Source organism: Myxococcus sp. CA056, from assembly GCF_013336715.1.
Classification (GTDB): Bacteria; Myxococcota; Myxococcia; order Myxococcales; family Myxococcaceae; genus Myxococcus; species Myxococcus llanfairpwllgwyngyllgogerychwyrndrobwllllantysiliogogogochensis.
Map to the genome: position 1 here is coordinate 494502 of NZ_JABUMT010000005.1, position 17015 is coordinate 511516.

Consider the following 17015-nt stretch of genomic DNA (forward strand, 5'->3'; position numbering starts at 1 on the left):
CTCGTGCTCGGATGCGATTCACTCTCTCTCAAAAAATCATCCTCGCGCCGCTCGTCGTGGCGCTGTTCTTCGCCCTGCTTTCGGTGGGGTACACGATTCCGCGCCTTCGCGAGGCCTTCGAGGAGCAAGGCCATTCGATGAGCGCGGCGGTGCCGACGGCGCTTGCCGCGGCGATGGCGGACCTGCTGCGCAATCGCGAGCAGGGAGAGGTGCAGCCCACGCTGGACGCGGTGGCTCAGGAGGGCGCGCTGGCGTACGTGGCGCTGGTGGACGCGAAGGGCGCGCTGGTGGGCGTGTCGGGGCGCCACGCGCAGATGTTGCGCGACCACGTCTCCGAGCTGGCCGCGACGAAGGAGGGCACGCCGCTGCGAGCCGAGGACGTGGAGCTGCTGGACATGGCGGCGCCGGTGCCCGGCGGTCTGGGCACCGTGCACGTGGGCTTCAATCGCACGGAGGCCCGGGGCCACATCAACGGCATCGTGGGCAACCTGCGAATCGTGCTGCTGGCCGCGCTGGTGGTGCTGATGGGGTTGGCGTGGGTGATCAGCCGCCGCATTGTCGCGCCGCTCATCGCGCTCACCGGGGCCGTGCGGCGCATCGCCGAGCACGGCGATTTGCGAGAGCCGGTGCATGTCTCGACCCAGGACGAGGTCGGCGACCTGGCGCGCGCGGTGGGGTTGCTGGTGGGCAAGCTGAAGGACCTCTTGCATCAGCTCCACTCGTCGACGGAGCTGCTCAGCGACTCGGTGATGGGGCTGAACGAGTCCGCGACCGAGCAGAACCAGATGGTCACCCGTCAGGCCGCCGCGCTCCAGGAGACGCAGGTGACGGCGCAGGAGATCCGCCAGACGGCGTTGCTGGCCTCCAGCTCCGCGCAGTCCGTCATCGAGGTCGCCGAGCGCGCGGAGGCGCTGGGAAAGTCCGGCGAGGACGCCGTCTCCGCGAGCATCGAAGGCATGGTGGACCTGCGCTCCCAGGTGGAGCAGATCACCCTGCGCATCATGTCGCTGAGCGAGCGCACGCAGCAGATTGGCGGAATCACCGAGACGGTGAAGGACCTGGCGGACCAGTCGCACCTGCTGGCGGTGAACGCGGCCATCGAGGCGGCGCGCTCGGGCGAGCATGGCAAGGGCTTCGCGGTGGTGGCGCGGGAGATTCGCGCCCTGGCGGACCAGTCCATCCGCGCGACGAACCAGGTGCGGAAGATCCTCTCCGACATCGGCGAGGCCATCGCCGGCACGGTGCAGATCACCGCCGAGGGAACCCAGCGGATGGAGGCGGGGCTGACGCAGGCGCGCGCATCCGGAGACACGCTGCGCCAGCTCAGCACCATCGTCCAGGACAGCACCGCCGCCGCGCGGCAGATTGCGCAGACGGTGAGCCAGCAGGCCACGGGCATCGAGCAGATCTTCACCGCCGTCAACGAGCTGAACTCGCTGATGGGGGATACCGTGACGCGCATCTCCGCCACCAATGAATCCGCGGTGTCCCTGAAGCTGCTCTCCGAGCGTGTGGCCGAGGTGGTGCGGGCCTATCGCGTCTGAGCAGCGACGGGTGCGAGGCATGAGGCTCAGCCCGGGCGGTGACTCCCGGTGCTCGGCGGGGCCAGCACGCGGGATGCGCGTGTTCGAGGCAACAGCCGGGACACGAGCGCGCCCATCGACGTCACGGGGTGGGCGCCGGGCTCCGGGAGGCGCGCGGCGAGCAGGCCCGCGGCGAGCCGGGCCACCGAGGACACGACGAAGAGGACGTGCAGGTTCACCCAGGGCTTGCCGCCGAGGATGAACGTCTCGGGCAGGGCGGAGGCAATGGCGCCTCCCAGCGCGGCGGCGACGGAGTAGGCCAGTCCTCCGGCCGTGGCGAAGGCGGCGAGATAGAAGGGCCGACCCTTGCGCGGCGCGACGCTGAGCGGCAGCGCGAAGATGGCCAGGCCGTGGCCGCTCCACAGCGCGCCCGCGAGCAGCACGTCGAAGAGCAGGGGCCACAGCGTCCCCGCCGAGGGCAGCAACCACAGCGCGGGGATGACGCCGATGCCCAGCGAGCACGCCATCAGCACGGGCTGCGCGCCGACCTTGTCGATCATCTTCCCCCACAGCGGCGCGGTGAGGATGCGCACCCCCGCGACGGCCGCGGCGTGCAGCGCCATGATGACGAAGGTCATCTTGAGGTTCTGGAGGCTGTGCAGCGCGAAGAACGGCGCGGACACGCCCACCGCCGCGTTCCAGGCGACCTGGTAGGTCAGCACGCGTCGCGCCAGCGGGTCCTTCAGCGGCACCAGCGCGCCCTTGAGCTCCAGCCGGGGCGTGGTGCCCGGCGGCGCGGGGTCATGCTGGCTGGCCATGAGCAGCGTCGTCACCACGCCCATGACGCAGGCGCCGAGCGCCAGCAGGGGCAGCGCCACGCCCAGGCCCTCGCTGGGCCGCAGGCGGTCCATCAACAGGCCCGCACAGAGCGAGGCCAGGGTGCCCGCCAGGGTGGTGAGCGCCGTGCGCCGTCCGAAGAAGCGTCCCCGCACCGCGCGAGGCACCAGCTCCCCCATCCACGCCACCCACGCGTTGTTGCCCACCACGCCCAGCAGCGCGGACGCCCCGGCCACGACGAGCAGCACGTGCTGCCGCGCCGCGAGCTCCAGCTCCAGCCAGGGGAGAATCGCCAGCGGGAACATCACCAGCCGCGACAGGCACACCGCCGTCAGGGCCACGCGCCGGTGACCGAACGCGGACGTCAGCCACGCCGCCGGGAACTGCACGAACTGGGCAAGAAAGGGCAGGGCGGTCATCACGCCCACCAGCAGGGGCCCCAGCTTCAAGGCGATGGCCCACGCCGTCAGCACGGTGGCACCCGCGCACGCGGTGAAGACCTCCGTGAACATGCCCTCCACCACGGAGGCGCCCAGCGTCGCGCGCAGCCTTCGAGCGGGGGTGTGCGAGAGGCCGTCCGGACTGTCCGCCGGGGGCGCGCCCATGAGTGGCGCGGCCGACCCGGGCAGTGACGAGCCCGGCCGGAAGAGGGGAACGGCGGAGGCGAGCGAGGCGAAGCTGCTCAGGACGTAGCGACGAAAGGCAGCGGGGGGGCTCAACGCGGTCCTTGCAACGAGGGAGCGGGGGCCCTCCGTCTGTCGCACGGCTCGGCCAGGCGCCTCAATCCGACCCCGGCTCCCCCTGGGTCGCCCGCTCGGACCCCGAGCGACTTCAGCCGCCTGCCCCCTGGCCGGAGGGGACGCTGGAATCAGGTGCAGTTCAAGCGGTCTTGAACTATATGAACGTCCGAGGAGAACGGCGCACATGGAACTGGCTCGGGAGCTCACGGACTTTCTGGCGGCGGTGGAGCAGCGGCTCAACGGCATGCTGGTGGATGGCAACGCCGGTCCCGACGTGAAGGGCGACACGCTGATGGAAGCGGCCCGGCACCTGTGCGTGGGCACGGGTGGCAAGCGCGCGCGTCCCATGCTGGTGCGGCTGTTCGGCGGCGCGGTGGGTGTCGCGCCGGAGCGGCTGGTGGACGTGGCGGTCGCCGCGGAGCTCATCCATTCGGCCAGTCTGCTGCATGACGACGTGGTGGACGCGGGCATGTTCCGCCGGGGCCGCCCGACGGTGAACGCGCGCTGGGGCAACATCGTGGCGGTGATGAGCGGAGACCTCATCCTGTCCACCGGCCTGCACCACCTGGCGCAGCTCGACTCCCGGCTGACCTTGTCCGCGCTGTCGGTCGTCTCCGAGATGACCCGCGCGGCCATCGCGGAGGTGGAGGCTCGCGGCGACCTGGACCTGCCGCTCAACCGGCTGCGCTTCATCGCCGAGGGCAAGACGGGCTCGCTGTTCGGCTGGTGCGGGCACGCGGCGGCGACGCTGGCCAACCTGCCGGAGGCGGTGGACCGCTTCGACGGGTTCGGCCGTCACCTGGGCGTGGCGTTCCAGATCGCCGACGACATCCGCGACATCCTGGGCACGGACGTGGGCAAGCCGCGGTACGCGGACGTGCACTCGCGCACGCCGTCGATGCCCATCCTGCTGGCGGTGGCCAAGGACGAGAGCCTGCGTCGCAAGCTGAAGGACGCGTGGGCCTTCTCCACGATTACGCCCGACCGGACGAAGGAGATTGGCTCGGCGATCGAGGCCACCGGCGCGGTGGAGGCGTCCATGGCGCGGATGAACGTGGAGATTGAAGCGGCGCTGGACAAGCTGGGCCACTTCGCCCACGAGCCCGCGGGCGCGGAGCTGGTGGGCTGGGCGCGCAAGCTGTCGGCGGGAATCGCCGAGCAAGTCCAGGGGCGGGCCGCATGAAGGGCTACCTGTGGACGGGGGGACACGGGAGCCCGGGCAGCCCAGACGCGCCGGTCATCGAGGGCCGGCTGGCGCCGTGGGAAGCCATCGCGGTGGACGCGGTGGGCAATGTCATCGAGTTCTGGGGGTTCAAGCGCAACCAGGGCCGGGTGTGGGCGCTCTTGTATCTGCGGGGCGAGCCGCTGACGGCGGGCGAAATCGAGCGCGAGCTCGACTTGTCCAAGGGTGGCGTCTCCATGCTGCTCCGAGACTTGGAGCGCTGGGGTGTCATCCAGCGGGTGCGGCTGCCGCAGGACACCGTCTGGCGCTACGGCGCGGAGACGGACCTGGTGCGGATGGTCCGCCACGTCATCGAGGAGCGCGAGGCGGGCTTCGTGGCGCGCATCCGCGCGGACCTCTCCGAGGCACGGCGGCTGGCGGAGATGGCGGGCGAAGTTCCGAGCGAGCGGCTGGAGCGGCTGGAGAAGATGGCCACGCTGGCCGAGCACGTGGAGCGGGCGCTGAGGCTGTTCATCAAGACGTCGCGGCTGGACGTGTCCGGGGTGTTGGCGGTGTTCCGGGACGGCGCGTCGCGCCGGAACGAGCGGTAGAGGGGACACACATGGATTCGCATTACGACCAGGTGATGAAGGCTCGCGAGGGCGCGGACCCGAACGCGAAGCGGCTGTACTTCGCGTATTCGACCATCCTGGACCGGGCCGCGTTCGACGAGTGGAAGCAGCAGCACTCGTACGGGTTCTTCGAGCTGCCGGAAGGGCGGCTGGCGGAGGCGGTGGACGTGGACCTGGTCTACGACTTCCCGTCGCGCTGGTGGGGCGGCCGGGTGGCGGGGCTGGCGGATGCGACGGGAGGCCAGGTGTTCGGGCGCCTGTTCGAGATTCGCGGCCAGGACTGGCCCATCGTCCAGCACAAGGAAGGCTTCGTGACGGGCATGTGCGTCGAGCGCGCGGTGAAGGTGCTCGTGGACGGGCAGGAGGTGGAGGCCACGGCCTTCGTCACCAACCCGAGGCGTGCCGCGCAGGACGGCCCGGTGAGCCCTCGCTTCGTGGAGGCCCTGGTGCGGGGCGCGCAGGCGGCCGGGCTCCCGGCGGACTACGTGGAGCGACTGAAGCGCGGCGGGGCCTGACAGCGGCCGGACGCGAGGGGAGGCGGGGCACCGTGCCATTCCGGGCGGCGGTGCCTAGGTTCTTCCCGCGTCCATGTTCTTCTTCTTCTCGAACCGACTGGGCTGTCTGGGCAGCATCCTCGTTTCCGTGGTGCTGAGCGCGTTGCTGTATTTCCTCTTCATGCGCGCTTGAGCTCGCCAGACGCTCTCCAATCACCAGGGGCTGGTGAAGGCCAGGCGGTCACGGTTTTCCGCGCCAGAGGTCGTCCTCGTCCTCGTTCTCGAGCGGGTGGACGGTGACCATCGTTCCATCCTTGTCCGGGGTGCTCCGGGTGGCCTCGGATTCAGCCGGGGTGTGTGGCGCACGCTCGGAGAAGCTGTCGCCCTGAAGCTGTCGCTGGCGTTGCTCGCTGGTGCCGCCATATCCCTCGGCGATCTTCTTTCGGGCCATCGTGCGTTCCTCTCGCTGGGGTGTCGTCCCATACGCTGGGGGCGACCAAGCGGGTCCGCAATGCATGGCCGCGTCATGGCGCCTGCCCTGGCTCGGGTGGCCTGGAGGGGGACCGGGCGCCGGGCCTCGCCGCTCAGATCACGCTCCGATCTCAAGACCCATGCCTACATGAACACGAGGACAGTGGTTTCCAGCCCCTGGCCCCGCACGGATTGTCGAGGAATCATCAGGAGTTGAGGTGTCCTTGGCGTGAAATCGGGAGCTTGCGGGGACCTGAACATATAAGCAGTGGGTCCGAAGTTCCTCCGCAAGCCGAAGCCAGCCGATCACGTCGTGATCGGCGGCACGAAAATTCTCGTGCCTACATGCTCTGATGATCAGTGGTTTTCGCCCCACTGCTCAGGCCTTTCACGCCCAAGCGAGGGCTCGGTCGAATGGCCGTGCCTACATGCCTGGATGTTCAGGGATTTCCCAGGGCCGCCACGCTCGACGCCATGAAACAAAAAGTCAATCACAGACATGTTGCGCGTGTCTGCGATTGACTTGTTTGCAGTCGAGTGTCTGTCTTTATCCCGGCGTGAACCACAAGACAGACAGCGGCGGGAGGGTGAGCAACGCGGAAGCCGGCTGTCCATCCCAGCCCGTGGCCTCCGTGTGGAGCTGCCCCATGTTGCCCGTGTTGGAGCCGCCGTACTCGCCCGCGTCGGAGTTGAGCACCTCGACGTAGTTGGCCTGGAGAGGGAAGCCGACGCGGTATTTCTCGCGCACGGTGGGGGACAGGTTGGCCACGCACACCACATGACGGCCGGGCTGTCGCGAGCGGCGGACGAAGGCCAGCACGTTCGACGACGCGGAGTCCGGCTGGAGCCACTGGAAGCCCACCGGCTCGCTGTCCGCGTCGTACAGCGCCGGCAGCTCCTTGTAGATGCGGTTCAGCCTCGCGACGAGGCGCTGGATGCCCTGGTGCCCCGGGTCCTGCGTCAGGTGCCAGTCCAGGCTCTTGTCGTGGTTCCACTCGGCCGGCTGGCCGAACTCGCCGCCCATGAAGAGCAGCTTCTTGCCCGGGTGCGCCCACATCCACGCGAACAACGAGCGCAGGTTGGCGCGCTTCTGCCACGGGTCTCCCGGCATGCGCCCGTACAGGCTGCCCTTGCCGTGCACCACCTCGTCATGGCTCAGCGGCAACATGAAGTGCTCGCTGAAGGCGTACAGCAGGCCGAACGTCAGCTGGTTGTGGTGGTACTGCCGGTAGATGGGGTCCTTGGAGAAGTACGACAGCGTGTCGTGCATCCACCCCATGTTCCACTTGAAGTGGAAGCCCAGCCCGCCCTCGCTGACAGGGGAGGAGACCTTGGGCCACGCGGTGGACTCCTCGGCGATGACCACGACGCCCGGGTGCTTGCGGCGCACGGTGTCGTTGAGCTCGCGCAGGAACTGGATGGCCTCTTCGTTCTCGCGGCCGCCCCAGCGGTTGGGGATCCACTCGCCCTGCTTGCGGCTGTAGTCGAGGTAGAGCATCGAGGCCACCGCGTCCACGCGCAGACCATCGATGTGGTACTCCTCAATCCAGAACAGCGCGTTGGCGATGAGGAAGTTGCGGACCTCGTTGCGGCCGAAGTTGAAGACCAGCGTGCCCCAGTCCGGCTGCGCGCCCTTGCGCGGATCCGCGTGCTCGTACAGCGCCGTGCCGTCGAACTCGCCCAACGCGTGCGCGTCCCGGGGGAAGTGGCCGGGCACCCAGTCGACGATGACGCCGATGCCCTCCTGGTGCAGGTGGTCCACCATGAAGCGGAAGTCGTCGGGGTGGCCGAAGCGCGCGGTGGGCGCGTAGTAGCCACTGACCTGGTAGCCCCATGAGCCACCGTAGGGATGCTCCGACACGGGCAGCAGCTCCACGTGCGTGAAGCCCATGTGCTTGACGTACTCGGCCAGCGCGGGCGCCAGCTCCCGGTACGTCATGGGGCGGTCCCCGTCCTCCACCACCCGGCGCCAGCTGCCCAGGTGGACCTCGTAGACGCTCCACGGCTGGTGCGCGACGTCGGACTTCTGGGTGCGCGACTCCAACCACGCGCCATCTCCCCACCCGTACCGTCCCAGGTCATGCACCACGGACGCGGTGGCTGGAGGCACCTCGGCGCGGAAGGCGAACGGGTCCGACTTCAGCACGCGCGGCCCACCCTGGCCGGGACGAATCTCGAACTTGTAGCGCGCGCCTTCTCCGACCTCCGGAACGAACAGCTCCCAGATGCCCGACGCACCCATGCGCCGCATCGAGTGCAGCCGTCCATCCCAGCTGTTGAAGTCACCGACGACGGAGACGCCCGCCGCCGTGGGCGCCCACACCGCGAAGGACACGCCGCGCGTGCCGTTGTGGTGGATGAGGTGCGCGCCCATGCGCTCCCAGAGCCGCTCGTGGCGCCCCTCACCGGCGTAGTACAGGTCCATCTCCCCCAGCGTGGGAAGGAAGCTGTACGAGTCCCGCAGGGTGAAGACGCGCTTGCCGGGGTACTCCACCTCCAGCAGATAGCCGAAGGTCTTGTCGCGTCCGTTGACGCGGGCCTCGAAGACGCCGTCCTGACGGTGCGTCATCGGGACACGGCCTCCGAACTCCGGGAGGACGTGGATGGCCACGGCGTCCGGGCGGAAGGCGCGAATCACCACGCCGTCGCCGTCCGGGTGGATGCCCAGCACGGAGTGGGGCTCCGGGTGCCGCAGCTCCACCACGCGCCGAAGCTCCGCGTCGACCTGTGCCTTGTCCGCCGGCTTCCTCACTGGGCCTCCTCCATCCTCAAGAGGGCCTCGACGGGGATGCGCACCCAGTCAGGCCGGTTCTGCATCTCATACCTCACTTCGTACAGGAGCTTCTCCAGCTCGAACGCACGCAACATCGTCTCGAATGCCGCCGTGTCCGTGGGCAGGAAGGTCGCTCCCTGGGTCGCCTTGCGATAACCCTCCAGGAACGCCTCCCGGCTGGGGCCCACGCGTCCTCGCGGCGCGCCTCCCTCCAGCGCCACCGTGGCCTCCGCGTAGTCGAACGAGCGGAGCATCCCCGCCACGTCCCTCAGCGGACTGTACTTCTCGCGCCGCGACGTGAAGCTGCGCGCCGGCTCCCCCTCGAAGTCGAAGATGAGCCACTGCTCGTTGGCCCGCAGCACCTGACCCAGGTGCAAATCCCCGTGGATTCGAATCTTCTGTCCGGAGGGCGCCACGTGGGCCAGCCGCCTCGCGTACTCGATGAGGCCCTCGCGGCGCCCCTCCAGGTCCGGGTGCAGCCGGCCCGCCTCGGCCAGCGTCACGCCCAGCTCTCCGACGATGGACGCGCTCCAGCGCTGCAGGTCCTCCTGGAGCAACGGCTCCGGAGCGAAGGCCGCGTCGTCCATGGGCGCCGAGCCGAAGGCCTGGTGCAGGTCTCCCAGCCGCCCGCCCAGCTCCTCCATCTCGCTGAGAAAGCGCTCGCCCAGGGGTCGCTCCTGGCGCAGCCGGTCCAACGTGTACTTCCACCCATCCACCGCGTCGGGGACGAAGCGATGTGCCAGCGCGAGCGTGGCGCTGGCGGCGCCCTCCAATCGCAGCGCCCCCAGCAGCGCGGGCGTGGCCCGGAACGTCGTCCGCGTGGCGAGGAAGCGCCCGACCTCGTGCTCCGGGTTCACCCCCGCCTCCAGCTTGCGGATGACCTTCACGATGACCTTCTCGCCCAGCACGATGGAGGTGTTGCTCTGCTCCACCATCAGCCGGCGCACCGAGAGCGGGGAGGGGAGGCCCAGCAGGCCCTCCGGCCCTCCAATCCATTCCCCCACCACGCGGCCCGACGCGGAGGGGAGCTGGGCGCCGTCGCGGATGAGGTCGAACAGGGCGCGCAGACAGCCATCATCCTCCAGCGCGTCCTTGACGCCCTCCGCCGAGGGCTTCACCGGCAGGAGGTAGCGCTCGGGTTGGCCCAGCTCGTAGACGACCTCCACCACGGCGAGCGACAGACTGCACGGCGTGGCGTCCAGGTTCGCGTGGTCCACCACGCTGACCTGCTTGATGGGCCAGGCCTTACCGGCGAACCAACGCTGGCTCTTGAGGTACTCCGGCAGCTTCGTCAGGTCCAAGGTCGTCATGCGCGGCTTCCTCCTCCCGGCAGCGGCTGGTCCAGCCGAAACCACAAGAACATGTAGGGGCCCATCGACAGCTGGTAGGGCAGGTCGCTGATCCGCGGGAAGGGCGTTTCGCCAATCATCTCCACGGGCACCTTGCCTTCCCAGTCACGCAGGTCCATCACGGCGGGCTGCGCGAAGCGCGACAGGTTGCACACCACCAGCACCGTCTGGCCTTCCCACTCCCGCACGAAGGCCATCACCTTGCGGTTCTCCATGGGCAAAAAGCGCAGCGTCCCCAGGGAGAACACGGGGTAGCGTTGGCGGATGCGAATCATCCGCTTCACCCAGTGCAGGAGGCTGGACTTCACCCGCTCCTGCGCCTCCACGTTGATGGACTGGTAGCCATAGACGGGGTCCGCGATGACGGGCGCATACAGGCGCGCGTAGTCCGCCCGGCTGAAGCCCGCGTTGCGGTCTCCCGTCCACTGCATGGGCGTGCGCACGCCGTTGCGGTCGCCCAGGTAGATGTTGTCCCCCATGCCAATCTCGTCGCCGTAGTAGAGGACCGGCGTGCCGGGCAGGGTGAACAGCAGGCTGTGCATCAGCTCGATGCGCCGGCGCCCGTTGTCCATCAGCGGCGCGAGCCTGCGGCGGATGCCCAGGTTGATGCGCATCCGAGGGTCCGTGGCGTACTCCCGGTACATGTAGTCCCGGTCCTCGTCCGTCACCATCTCCAGCGTCAGCTCGTCGTGGTTGCGCAGGAAGAGGGCCCACTGACACGACTCCGGGATGTCCGGCGTCTGCTGCATGATTTCGACGATGGGCGTGCGGTCCTCGCGGCGGATGGCCATGAACAGGCGCGGCATCACCGGGAAGTGGAAGCCCATGTTGAACTCGTCGCCGTCGCCGAAATAGACGCGCACGTCGGCAGGCCACTGGTTGGCCTCCGCGAGCAGCATCTTCCCGGGGTACTCGGCGTCGATGGTCTTCCGCAGGCGCTTGAGGAAGGCGTGCGTCTCCGGAAGGTTCTCGCAGTTGGTGCCCTCGCGCTCGAACAGGTAGGGCACCGCGTCGCAGCGGAAGCCGTCCACGCCCATGTTGAGCCAGAAGCGCATCGCGTCCAGCATCGCTTCCTGCACCTGAGGATTGTCGTAGTTCAGGTCCGGCTGGTGGCTGAAGAAGCGGTGCCAGAAGTACTGCTTGGCCACCGGATCCCACGTCCAGTTGGAGCGCTCGGTGTCCGTGAAGATGATGCGTGCGCCCTTGTACTTCTCGTCCGTGTCGCTCCAGACGTACCAGTCGCGCTTGGGGCTCTTCGGGTCGCTGCGCGCCTCCTGGAACCAGGGGTGCTGGTCGCTGGTGTGGTTGACCACCAGCTCGGTGATGATGCGGATGCCGCGCTTGTGCGCCTCCTCCACCATCCGCTGGAAGTCGGCGAGCGTGCCGTAGTCCGGGTGGACGCCGTAGTAGTCCGCGATGTCGTAGCCGTCATCGCGCAGCGGAGAAGGGTAGTGGGGGAGGATCCACAGGCAGTCGATGCCCAGGTCCTGGAGGTACGGGAGCTTCTCGATGAGGCCCGGGATGTCGCCATGCCCGTCGCCGTTGGAGTCGTGGAATGCTCGGAGGTGCAGCTCGTAGATGAGGGCCTTCTTGTACCAGAGGGGATCCAGGTCCATACGCCTCTCGGGTTGTCACTCGTAGTAGTCGAACGCGTGCTCGGTACGGCGGAAGCGGTAGACGGCCCAGACGGCCGCGGGCTGTTCGGGCGTCAGGCGCACCTGCACGTCCGAGCCTTGCCACAGGGAGCGCTGATCCGTCATCAGCTCGTGCACCTGATAGGTCTCGTCCGCGTTCGCGCCAAGCCATTCCAGCGGAAGTCGCAACAGCGCCTCCTGCGGCGCGTACGGATCCAGACTCACCGCGACCAGCACGGTGCTGGTGCCGTCCGGGGTGCGCTTTCCGTAGAAGAGGACCCGCTCGTTGTCGGACTCGAAGAAGCGCAGCGTGTCGTAGGTGTGCAGCGCTGGCTGCGTCAGGCGCGCGTTGTTGAGCCGCGCAATCCAGTCCCGGATGTTGCCCGGCCGGTCCGCGTCCCACGCGACGAGCTGGTACTTCTCCGAGTCCAGGTACTCCTCCTTGCCAGGCAGCGGGCGGCCCTCGCACAGCTCGAAGCCGCAATACATCCCGTAGACCGAGGAGAGCGTCGCGGCAAGCGCCGCGCGCAGCCGGAACGCGCCGGGCCCCGCGTTCTGCAACAGCTCCGGCAAGATGTCCGGCGTGTTGGGCCAGAGGTTGCCGCGGAAGTAGTCGGACACGGGCGGCTGGGTGATTTCCTCCAGATACTCCTGGAGCTCGCCCTTGAAGTTGCGCCACGTGAAGTACGTGTACGACTGGGTGAAGCCCACCTTCGCCAGGGCCTTCATCACCTTGGGCCGGGTGAAGGCCTCGGAGAGGAAGAGCACATCGGGGTGGCGCTCCTGCACGCGGCGGATGAGCCACTCCCAGAACTGGATGGGCTTGGTGTGCGGATTGTCCACGCGGAAGGTCCGCACGCCCTGCTGCACCCAGTGCAGTACGACGGACTCCAGCTCCGTCCACAGCGACTCGCGCGCGGGGCCCATCCAGTCGAAATTGACGATGTCCTCGTAGCGCTTGGGCGGGTTCTCCGCCGTCTTGATGGTGCCGTCCGGACGGCGCTGGAACCACTCCGGATGCTCCTTCACATAAGGGTGGTCCGGAGAGCACTGGTACGCGAGGTCCAACGCCACCTCGATGCCGTACGACTGCGCGGCCTGCACGAAGTGACGGAAGTCCGCCAGCGTGCCCAGGCTCGGATGCACCGCCTTGTGGCCCCCCTCCGCCGCGCCGATGGCCCACGGACTGCCCACGTCCTCCGGACCCGCCTTGAGGCTGTTGTTCTTCCCCTTGCGCGCGGTGCGACCAATGGGGTGGATGGGCGGCAGGTAGATGACGTCGAAGCCCAGGCCCTGGATGTACGGCAGCCAGGCCTCCGAATCCTGGAACGTCCCATGCGTGCGCCCATCGCGCTTCGCCGAGCGCGGGAAGAACTCGTACCAGGCCCCGAAGCGCGCCTTGAGCCGGTCCGCGAACACCTCCAGCTCCGGCTCGTGCCGCCGCGCCAGCGCGCGGTCGGGATACGTGGACGCCACCGTGGCCAGCTCCGGCGCCAGCGCCACGGCCACCAGGTCCGGTGTCGGGGGCTGACGCATCCGCACCGCGGCCTCGGTGAGCACCCGCGCGTCGGCCGCGTCCATCGGGCGCGCTCGGGCCGCCGCGCCTTCCAGCAGGGCCGCGCCCTCCAACAGCTCGCTGCGCACGTCCCGGCCCGCGTCGACCTTGCGCTTCAGCTCCGACGTCCAGGTCCGGAAGAGATCCGGCCAGGCTTCAATCGTGTACTGGTAGCGGCCATTGCGAGCCAGGGGGAACTCCGCCTCCCAGGCGTCGTTGCCGAGCGGGCGCATGGGCACTTCGCGCCAGTCGGTCTGCTGTTCCTGGGGAGCGGCCTGTCTCCAGCGGACGACGGCGACGAGGACGTCATGGCCCTCCTTGAAGATGTCGGCGCGGACGGTGAGGCTCTCCCCGGCGACACGCTTGACGGCGTGGCGGCCGCCGTCGAGCTGGGGTTTGACTCCCTCGATGAACACGCTCCCGATTCGATCTTTCATATCGGCTCGCGGCCCTTATAGGTCTGAGGTGGGGTGAAGCTGGGCGGCGTGTCGCGGGGTGCGTTGATGAAGGACGACTGGCGCGTCGGCCGCGTTGGCTCGTGAACGTTAGGGACGGGGTCTGGGGACGCCCACCCGTTGGCTTCAAAGGGGCTGACTGCCCGGCTGCCCATACTTGAAGCTGGGATCCGCACCTCGGGTTGCGGTATCCGGGAAATACATGGCGCTTCCTCCACCCTCCGCTCAGCGGGCGAGCGACCCCGCCGCCGACAGGGCCCTGCTCCAGCAGGTCGCCCTGGGCAGCGGCGTGGCCATGCGGGAGGTCTACGCGCGCTGCGGAGCCCGGGCCTTCGCGGTGATGCTGCGGCTGTTGCCTTCCCGAGCGGACGCGGAGGAGGTGCTCCAGGAGGCCTTCCTCGAGGTCTGGCGGCGCGCCCGAGACTTCGACCCGGACCGCGGCGGGCTGGAGACCTGGGTGGCGACCATCGCTCGCACGCGCGCCATCGACCGGCTGCGCTCCATGGGCACCGCCGCCCGAGTCGCCGAGGGCTCCGCCCATGAGCCGCCTCCGATGAGCGCGACGCCTCCCGCTCCGGACGACGCGACGTCACAGGGCCAGGACCGCGTGCGGGTGCGCAGGGCGATGATGACGCTGCCACCCGAGCAGCGCGAAGTGGTGGAGTTGGCCTACTTCGAGGGCCTGTCTCAGCGGGAGATCTCCGAGCGCACCGGAGACCCCCTGGGCACGGTGAAGACCCGGGCGCGGCTGGCGCTGGAGAAGCTCGCGGACCTGCTCCGGGACGAGCGCGGCCCGGCGGACTGAGGAGCGGCCGGCTCCCGTTAAGGGAGTCTTAAGGTCCTCGCTATACCGTGGGCATTCATTCATCCATTCATGACGGCACCGTGGTGACCGGGTGGGAGGAGGCGAGCGGGACATGGGGGAGCGAATCCTGCTGGTGGAGGACGACGCTCGGCTCGGCGCGCAGATTGTCGAGCAGCTGAGGGGCGCGGGCTTCGAGCCGCTGTGGTGGACGGAAGGCCGCGCGCTGCTGCCCGGGGAGCTTCCCGACGTGGGCCTGGTGGTGCTGGACCTGATGCTGCCGGGGACGTACGGCCTGGACATGCTCAAGGCGCTCCGGAGCTTCTCGGAGGTGCCGGTGCTCATCCTGAGCGCGCGCAACGACACACTGGACAAGGTGCGTGCGCTGAAGCTCGGCGCGGATGACTACCTGACGAAGCCCTTCTGGCCGGAGGAGCTCATCGAGCGGGTGCGCGCGCGGCTGCGCCGGCCGGTGCTCCAGAAGGCGGACGCGGTGCTGGAGTTGGGGCTGTTGCGCGTCGACTTCCAGGCGCGGGAGGTCCGCGTGGAGGGGCGGGTGGTGGAGCTGACGCGCGTGGAGTTCGAGGTGCTCGCGGCGTTGGCCCGCAGGCCTCGCGAGGCGGTGACGCGGCAGTGGCTGGTCGAGCACGTGTTGGATCCGGAGCGCGAGGGGACGGAGCGGACGCTGGACGTGCACGTCTCGCGGCTGCGGCGAAAGCTGGCGCCGGCGCAGTGTGTGGAGACGGTGTGGGGCGTGGGTTATCGACTGGTCGCGGGAGACGGTTCGTGAAGCTCCGCTTGCGCCTGGCGCTCACGGCGATGGCGGCGGTGCTGCCTGTCGTGGTGGCGATGGCGTACTTCCAGCAATCGCTCCGGGAACGCTCGCAGGAGGAAGTGCTCGAAGCCTCCACGCTGGCGCAGATGCAGGTGGAACGCACGCGCTGCGAGGCCTCGCCCGAGACGTGGCGACCTCGCCCGTTCGAGCGACCCGCGCCGCCCGGGCGTCCTCCGCCGGATGGTCTGGGGTCTCGAGGTGGAGCTGACAACGGACGACCACCACCGCCTCCGAGGAGGGCTGGGGACGATGATGCGCTGCCACCGCGCGGGGAACCGCCGGGTGCATCAGGGAGGGATGATGCACTCCCGTCTCGTGGGGAGCCGGTGCCGAGAACCACGGGGCTCGACGAGGCACGTCCACTCGACGAGGAGCCTCCCCCGACAAGGCCCCCAGGCCGACCGCCGCGTCCAAGCGGCAGCGACGCCTTCGATGGACCGCCGCCTCGTCCAGGAGGCAGCGACGCCTTCGAGGGATCACCGCCTCGTCTGGGAGGAAGCGAAGCCTTCGATGGGCCACCACCGCCTGGAAGGGAAGGGCGGGCCCCTCCTCGGGTGCTCTATTTTCCCTATGACGCTCAGCTCACTTCCCGGAACCCTCGGGCGCCCGCGCTGAGAGCGGAGGTTCGTGAGGACGCGCTCGAAGGGGCGACGGTCGCCTGGCGCTCGGAGTTGGATGGGCGGCGGGTCCTCGACCTGCTGGTTCGCATGTCCTGGGACGAAGGTCCGTGCGCCTTCGTCCTCGCCCGTCGTGTGGAGCCTCCGGGGCCTTCGCCGTTCTTCCTCCCACCGCTCAAGGACTGGAGCCTGCTTGTGTCCATTGTCGTCGCGGCGGTGGTGCTGGCCCTGGGCCCGGTGGTGCGCCGCATCCGCATGCTCACCGAGGACGTGCGTGCGTCCGCGCGCAGCGGCTACGAGCAGCCCGTGTCCGTGCGCGGCCATGATGAGATCGCCGATCTCGCCCGGGCCTTCCAGGAGGCTCGCGCGGAAATCCAGGCGCGGATGGCGCAACAGGAAGCACGCGAGCAAGGCCTGCGGGACTTCCTCGCCAACACGACCCACGACGTGATGACGCCGCTCACCGTTCTCCAGGGCAACCTGTCCACGATGCAGCAGCGCCTGTCGCGAGGCGAGCCCGTGAACGCAGCCGAGGTGTCCTCCGCCATGAGCGAGGCGCACTACATGGCCTCGCTGGTCCACAACCTCACCGCGGCGACGCGATTGGAGGCTGGCGCGCCGCACGTCCAGCGCGCGCCCGTGGACCTCAACGACGTGATTGCTCGAGTCCTCGGTCGCCATCAGCCCATCGCCCGGCAACAGCGCATCTCCCTGGAGAGCGGTGTCCCCGCGACGCCCGTTCGAGTGCTCGGCGACGTGACGCTCATCGAGCAGGCCATCAGCAACGTCGTGGGCAACGGCGTGCGCTACGGCCGCGAGGAGGGGCACGTGGCCGTCGTGCTGGAGAGCACCCGTGAGGGACGCTTCGTGCTCCGCGTCATCGACGACGGGCCCGGCATCTCCGAAGAGGAGCGAGCGCGAATCCTCGAGCGAGGCGTCCGAGGAAACGTCGCGCGCACCCGGGCCCCGGAAGGACAGGGGCTGGGCCTGCACATCGCCCACCACGTCGCGCAGGTCCACGGCTGGGCCCTGACGTTGAACCCGTCCGAGTATGGCGGGCTCGAGGTGTGCTTCTCGGGGGAGATGCTGGCTCCTGACAAGGACTCGGCGCCGCGCGCTCCGCACGCCTGAGGGGA

Annotated in this window: 13 protein-coding genes; 7 read left to right on the top strand and 6 right to left on the bottom strand. The window is 69.1% G+C overall.

Translation table 11 applies throughout. The features are described 5' to 3' along the window. Nucleotides 1-11: 11 nt before the first annotated feature. Nucleotides 12-1544: a methyl-accepting chemotaxis protein gene (locus HUA76_RS24150; RefSeq protein ID WP_174455449.1), complete on the top strand. Its 1533-nt coding sequence runs from the start codon at nucleotides 12-14 to the stop codon at nucleotides 1542-1544. A gap of 26 nt (nucleotides 1545-1570) precedes the next feature. Here the strand turns inward: HUA76_RS24150 and HUA76_RS24155 are convergent, their stop codons facing one another. Further along, on the bottom strand, nucleotides 1571-2965 hold the full coding sequence (locus HUA76_RS24155) for an MFS transporter (RefSeq protein WP_371745619.1): 1395 nt from the start codon (nucleotides 2963-2965) through the stop codon (nucleotides 1571-1573). A 319-nt stretch (nucleotides 2966-3284) separates the two neighbouring features. On the opposite strand from HUA76_RS24155, the gene HUA76_RS24160 reads away from it, so the two are divergent. Genes HUA76_RS24160 through HUA76_RS24170 form a run of 3 tightly spaced genes read left to right on the top strand, consistent with a single transcriptional unit; the run spans nucleotide 3285 to nucleotide 5409 of the window. Next, complete coding sequence (locus HUA76_RS24160) at nucleotides 3285-4283, top strand: polyprenyl synthetase family protein (RefSeq protein ID WP_141642326.1); 999 nt, start codon at nucleotides 3285-3287, stop codon at nucleotides 4281-4283. Continuing rightward, nucleotides 4280-4873: a GbsR/MarR family transcriptional regulator gene (locus HUA76_RS24165; RefSeq protein ID WP_141642327.1), complete on the top strand. Its 594-nt coding sequence runs from the start codon at nucleotides 4280-4282 to the stop codon at nucleotides 4871-4873. The genes HUA76_RS24160 and HUA76_RS24165 overlap by 4 nt, the downstream gene beginning before the upstream one ends. Nucleotides 4874-4884: 11 nt before the next feature. Next, nucleotides 4885-5409: a gamma-glutamylcyclotransferase gene (locus HUA76_RS24170; protein ID WP_141642328.1), complete on the top strand. Its 525-nt coding sequence runs from the start codon at nucleotides 4885-4887 to the stop codon at nucleotides 5407-5409. A 220-nt stretch (nucleotides 5410-5629) separates the two neighbouring features. Here HUA76_RS24170 and HUA76_RS24175 read toward each other — a convergent pair whose 3' ends face one another. The 5 genes from HUA76_RS24175 to HUA76_RS24195 all read right to left on the bottom strand — a co-directional run bounded on the left by HUA76_RS24175 (nucleotide 5630) and on the right by HUA76_RS24195 (nucleotide 13607). After that, nucleotides 5630-5839: a hypothetical protein gene (locus HUA76_RS24175; protein WP_141642329.1), complete on the bottom strand. Its 210-nt coding sequence runs from the start codon at nucleotides 5837-5839 to the stop codon at nucleotides 5630-5632. Between the two features lie 567 nt (nucleotides 5840-6406). Next, nucleotides 6407-8611 carry a 1,4-alpha-glucan branching protein GlgB gene (glgB, locus tag HUA76_RS24180; protein ID WP_174462190.1) on the bottom strand — a complete coding sequence of 735 codons (2205 nt, stop codon included), beginning with the start codon at nucleotides 8609-8611 and terminating at the stop codon, nucleotides 6407-6409. Beyond that, the gene (locus HUA76_RS24185) at nucleotides 8608-9942 is read right to left on the bottom strand and encodes a phosphotransferase (protein ID WP_141642331.1); all 1335 of its coding nucleotides are present in this window, start codon (nucleotides 9940-9942) and stop codon (nucleotides 8608-8610) included. The genes glgB and HUA76_RS24185 overlap by 4 nt, the downstream gene beginning before the upstream one ends. Further along, on the bottom strand, nucleotides 9939-11597 hold the full coding sequence (gene treS, locus HUA76_RS24190) for a maltose alpha-D-glucosyltransferase (protein ID WP_174455453.1): 1659 nt from the start codon (nucleotides 11595-11597) through the stop codon (nucleotides 9939-9941). Before treS ends, HUA76_RS24185 begins: the two co-directional genes overlap by 4 nt. A gap of 15 nt (nucleotides 11598-11612) precedes the next feature. Next, nucleotides 11613-13607 carry an alpha-1,4-glucan--maltose-1-phosphate maltosyltransferase gene (locus HUA76_RS24195; RefSeq protein ID WP_174462191.1) on the bottom strand — a complete coding sequence of 665 codons (1995 nt, stop codon included), beginning with the start codon at nucleotides 13605-13607 and terminating at the stop codon, nucleotides 11613-11615. Nucleotides 13608-13827: 220 nt separating this feature from the next. Here HUA76_RS24195 and HUA76_RS24200 point away from each other — a divergent pair, with 220 nt between their 5' ends. The 3 genes from HUA76_RS24200 to HUA76_RS24210 all read left to right on the top strand — a co-directional run bounded on the left by HUA76_RS24200 (nucleotide 13828) and on the right by HUA76_RS24210 (nucleotide 17010). Next, entirely contained in the window at nucleotides 13828-14430 is a 603-nt protein-coding gene (locus HUA76_RS24200; protein ID WP_174455455.1) for a sigma-70 family RNA polymerase sigma factor, read from the top strand. Nucleotides 14431-14542: 112 nt separating this feature from the next. Beyond that, a complete protein-coding gene (locus HUA76_RS24205; RefSeq protein WP_141642335.1) occupies nucleotides 14543-15217 on the top strand; it encodes a response regulator transcription factor in 675 nt (224 codons plus the stop codon). A gap of 599 nt (nucleotides 15218-15816) precedes the next feature. After that, nucleotides 15817-17010: a sensor histidine kinase gene (locus HUA76_RS24210; protein ID WP_371823513.1), complete on the top strand. Its 1194-nt coding sequence runs from the start codon at nucleotides 15817-15819 to the stop codon at nucleotides 17008-17010. The last annotated feature ends 5 nt before the right edge of the window (nucleotides 17011-17015 follow it).

Excerpts from the sequence above, each read along its gene's own strand:
- treS (WP_174455453.1), bottom strand. The coding sequence starts at position 11,597 with ATGGACCTGGATCCCCTCTGGTACAAGAAGGCCCTCATCTACGAGCTG.
- HUA76_RS24170 (WP_141642328.1), top strand. The coding sequence starts at position 4,885 with ATGGATTCGCATTACGACCAGGTGATGAAGGCTCGCGAGGGCGCGGAC.
- HUA76_RS24165 (WP_141642327.1), top strand. The coding sequence starts at position 4,280 with ATGAAGGGCTACCTGTGGACGGGGGGACACGGGAGCCCGGGCAGCCCA.
- HUA76_RS24200 (WP_174455455.1), top strand. The coding sequence starts at position 13,828 with ATGGCGCTTCCTCCACCCTCCGCTCAGCGGGCGAGCGACCCCGCCGCC.
- HUA76_RS24185 (WP_141642331.1), bottom strand. The coding sequence starts at position 9,942 with ATGACGACCTTGGACCTGACGAAGCTGCCGGAGTACCTCAAGAGCCAG.
- HUA76_RS24205 (WP_141642335.1), top strand. The coding sequence starts at position 14,543 with ATGGGGGAGCGAATCCTGCTGGTGGAGGACGACGCTCGGCTCGGCGCG.
- HUA76_RS24150 (WP_174455449.1), top strand. The coding sequence starts at position 12 with ATGCGATTCACTCTCTCTCAAAAAATCATCCTCGCGCCGCTCGTCGTG.
- HUA76_RS24175 (WP_141642329.1), bottom strand. The coding sequence starts at position 5,839 with ATGGCCCGAAAGAAGATCGCCGAGGGATATGGCGGCACCAGCGAGCAA.
- HUA76_RS24160 (WP_141642326.1), top strand. The coding sequence starts at position 3,285 with ATGGAACTGGCTCGGGAGCTCACGGACTTTCTGGCGGCGGTGGAGCAG.
- HUA76_RS24155 (WP_371745619.1), bottom strand. The coding sequence starts at position 2,965 with ATGGGCGCGCCCCCGGCGGACAGTCCGGACGGCCTCTCGCACACCCCC.
- HUA76_RS24195 (WP_174462191.1), bottom strand. The coding sequence starts at position 13,607 with ATGAAAGATCGAATCGGGAGCGTGTTCATCGAGGGAGTCAAACCCCAG.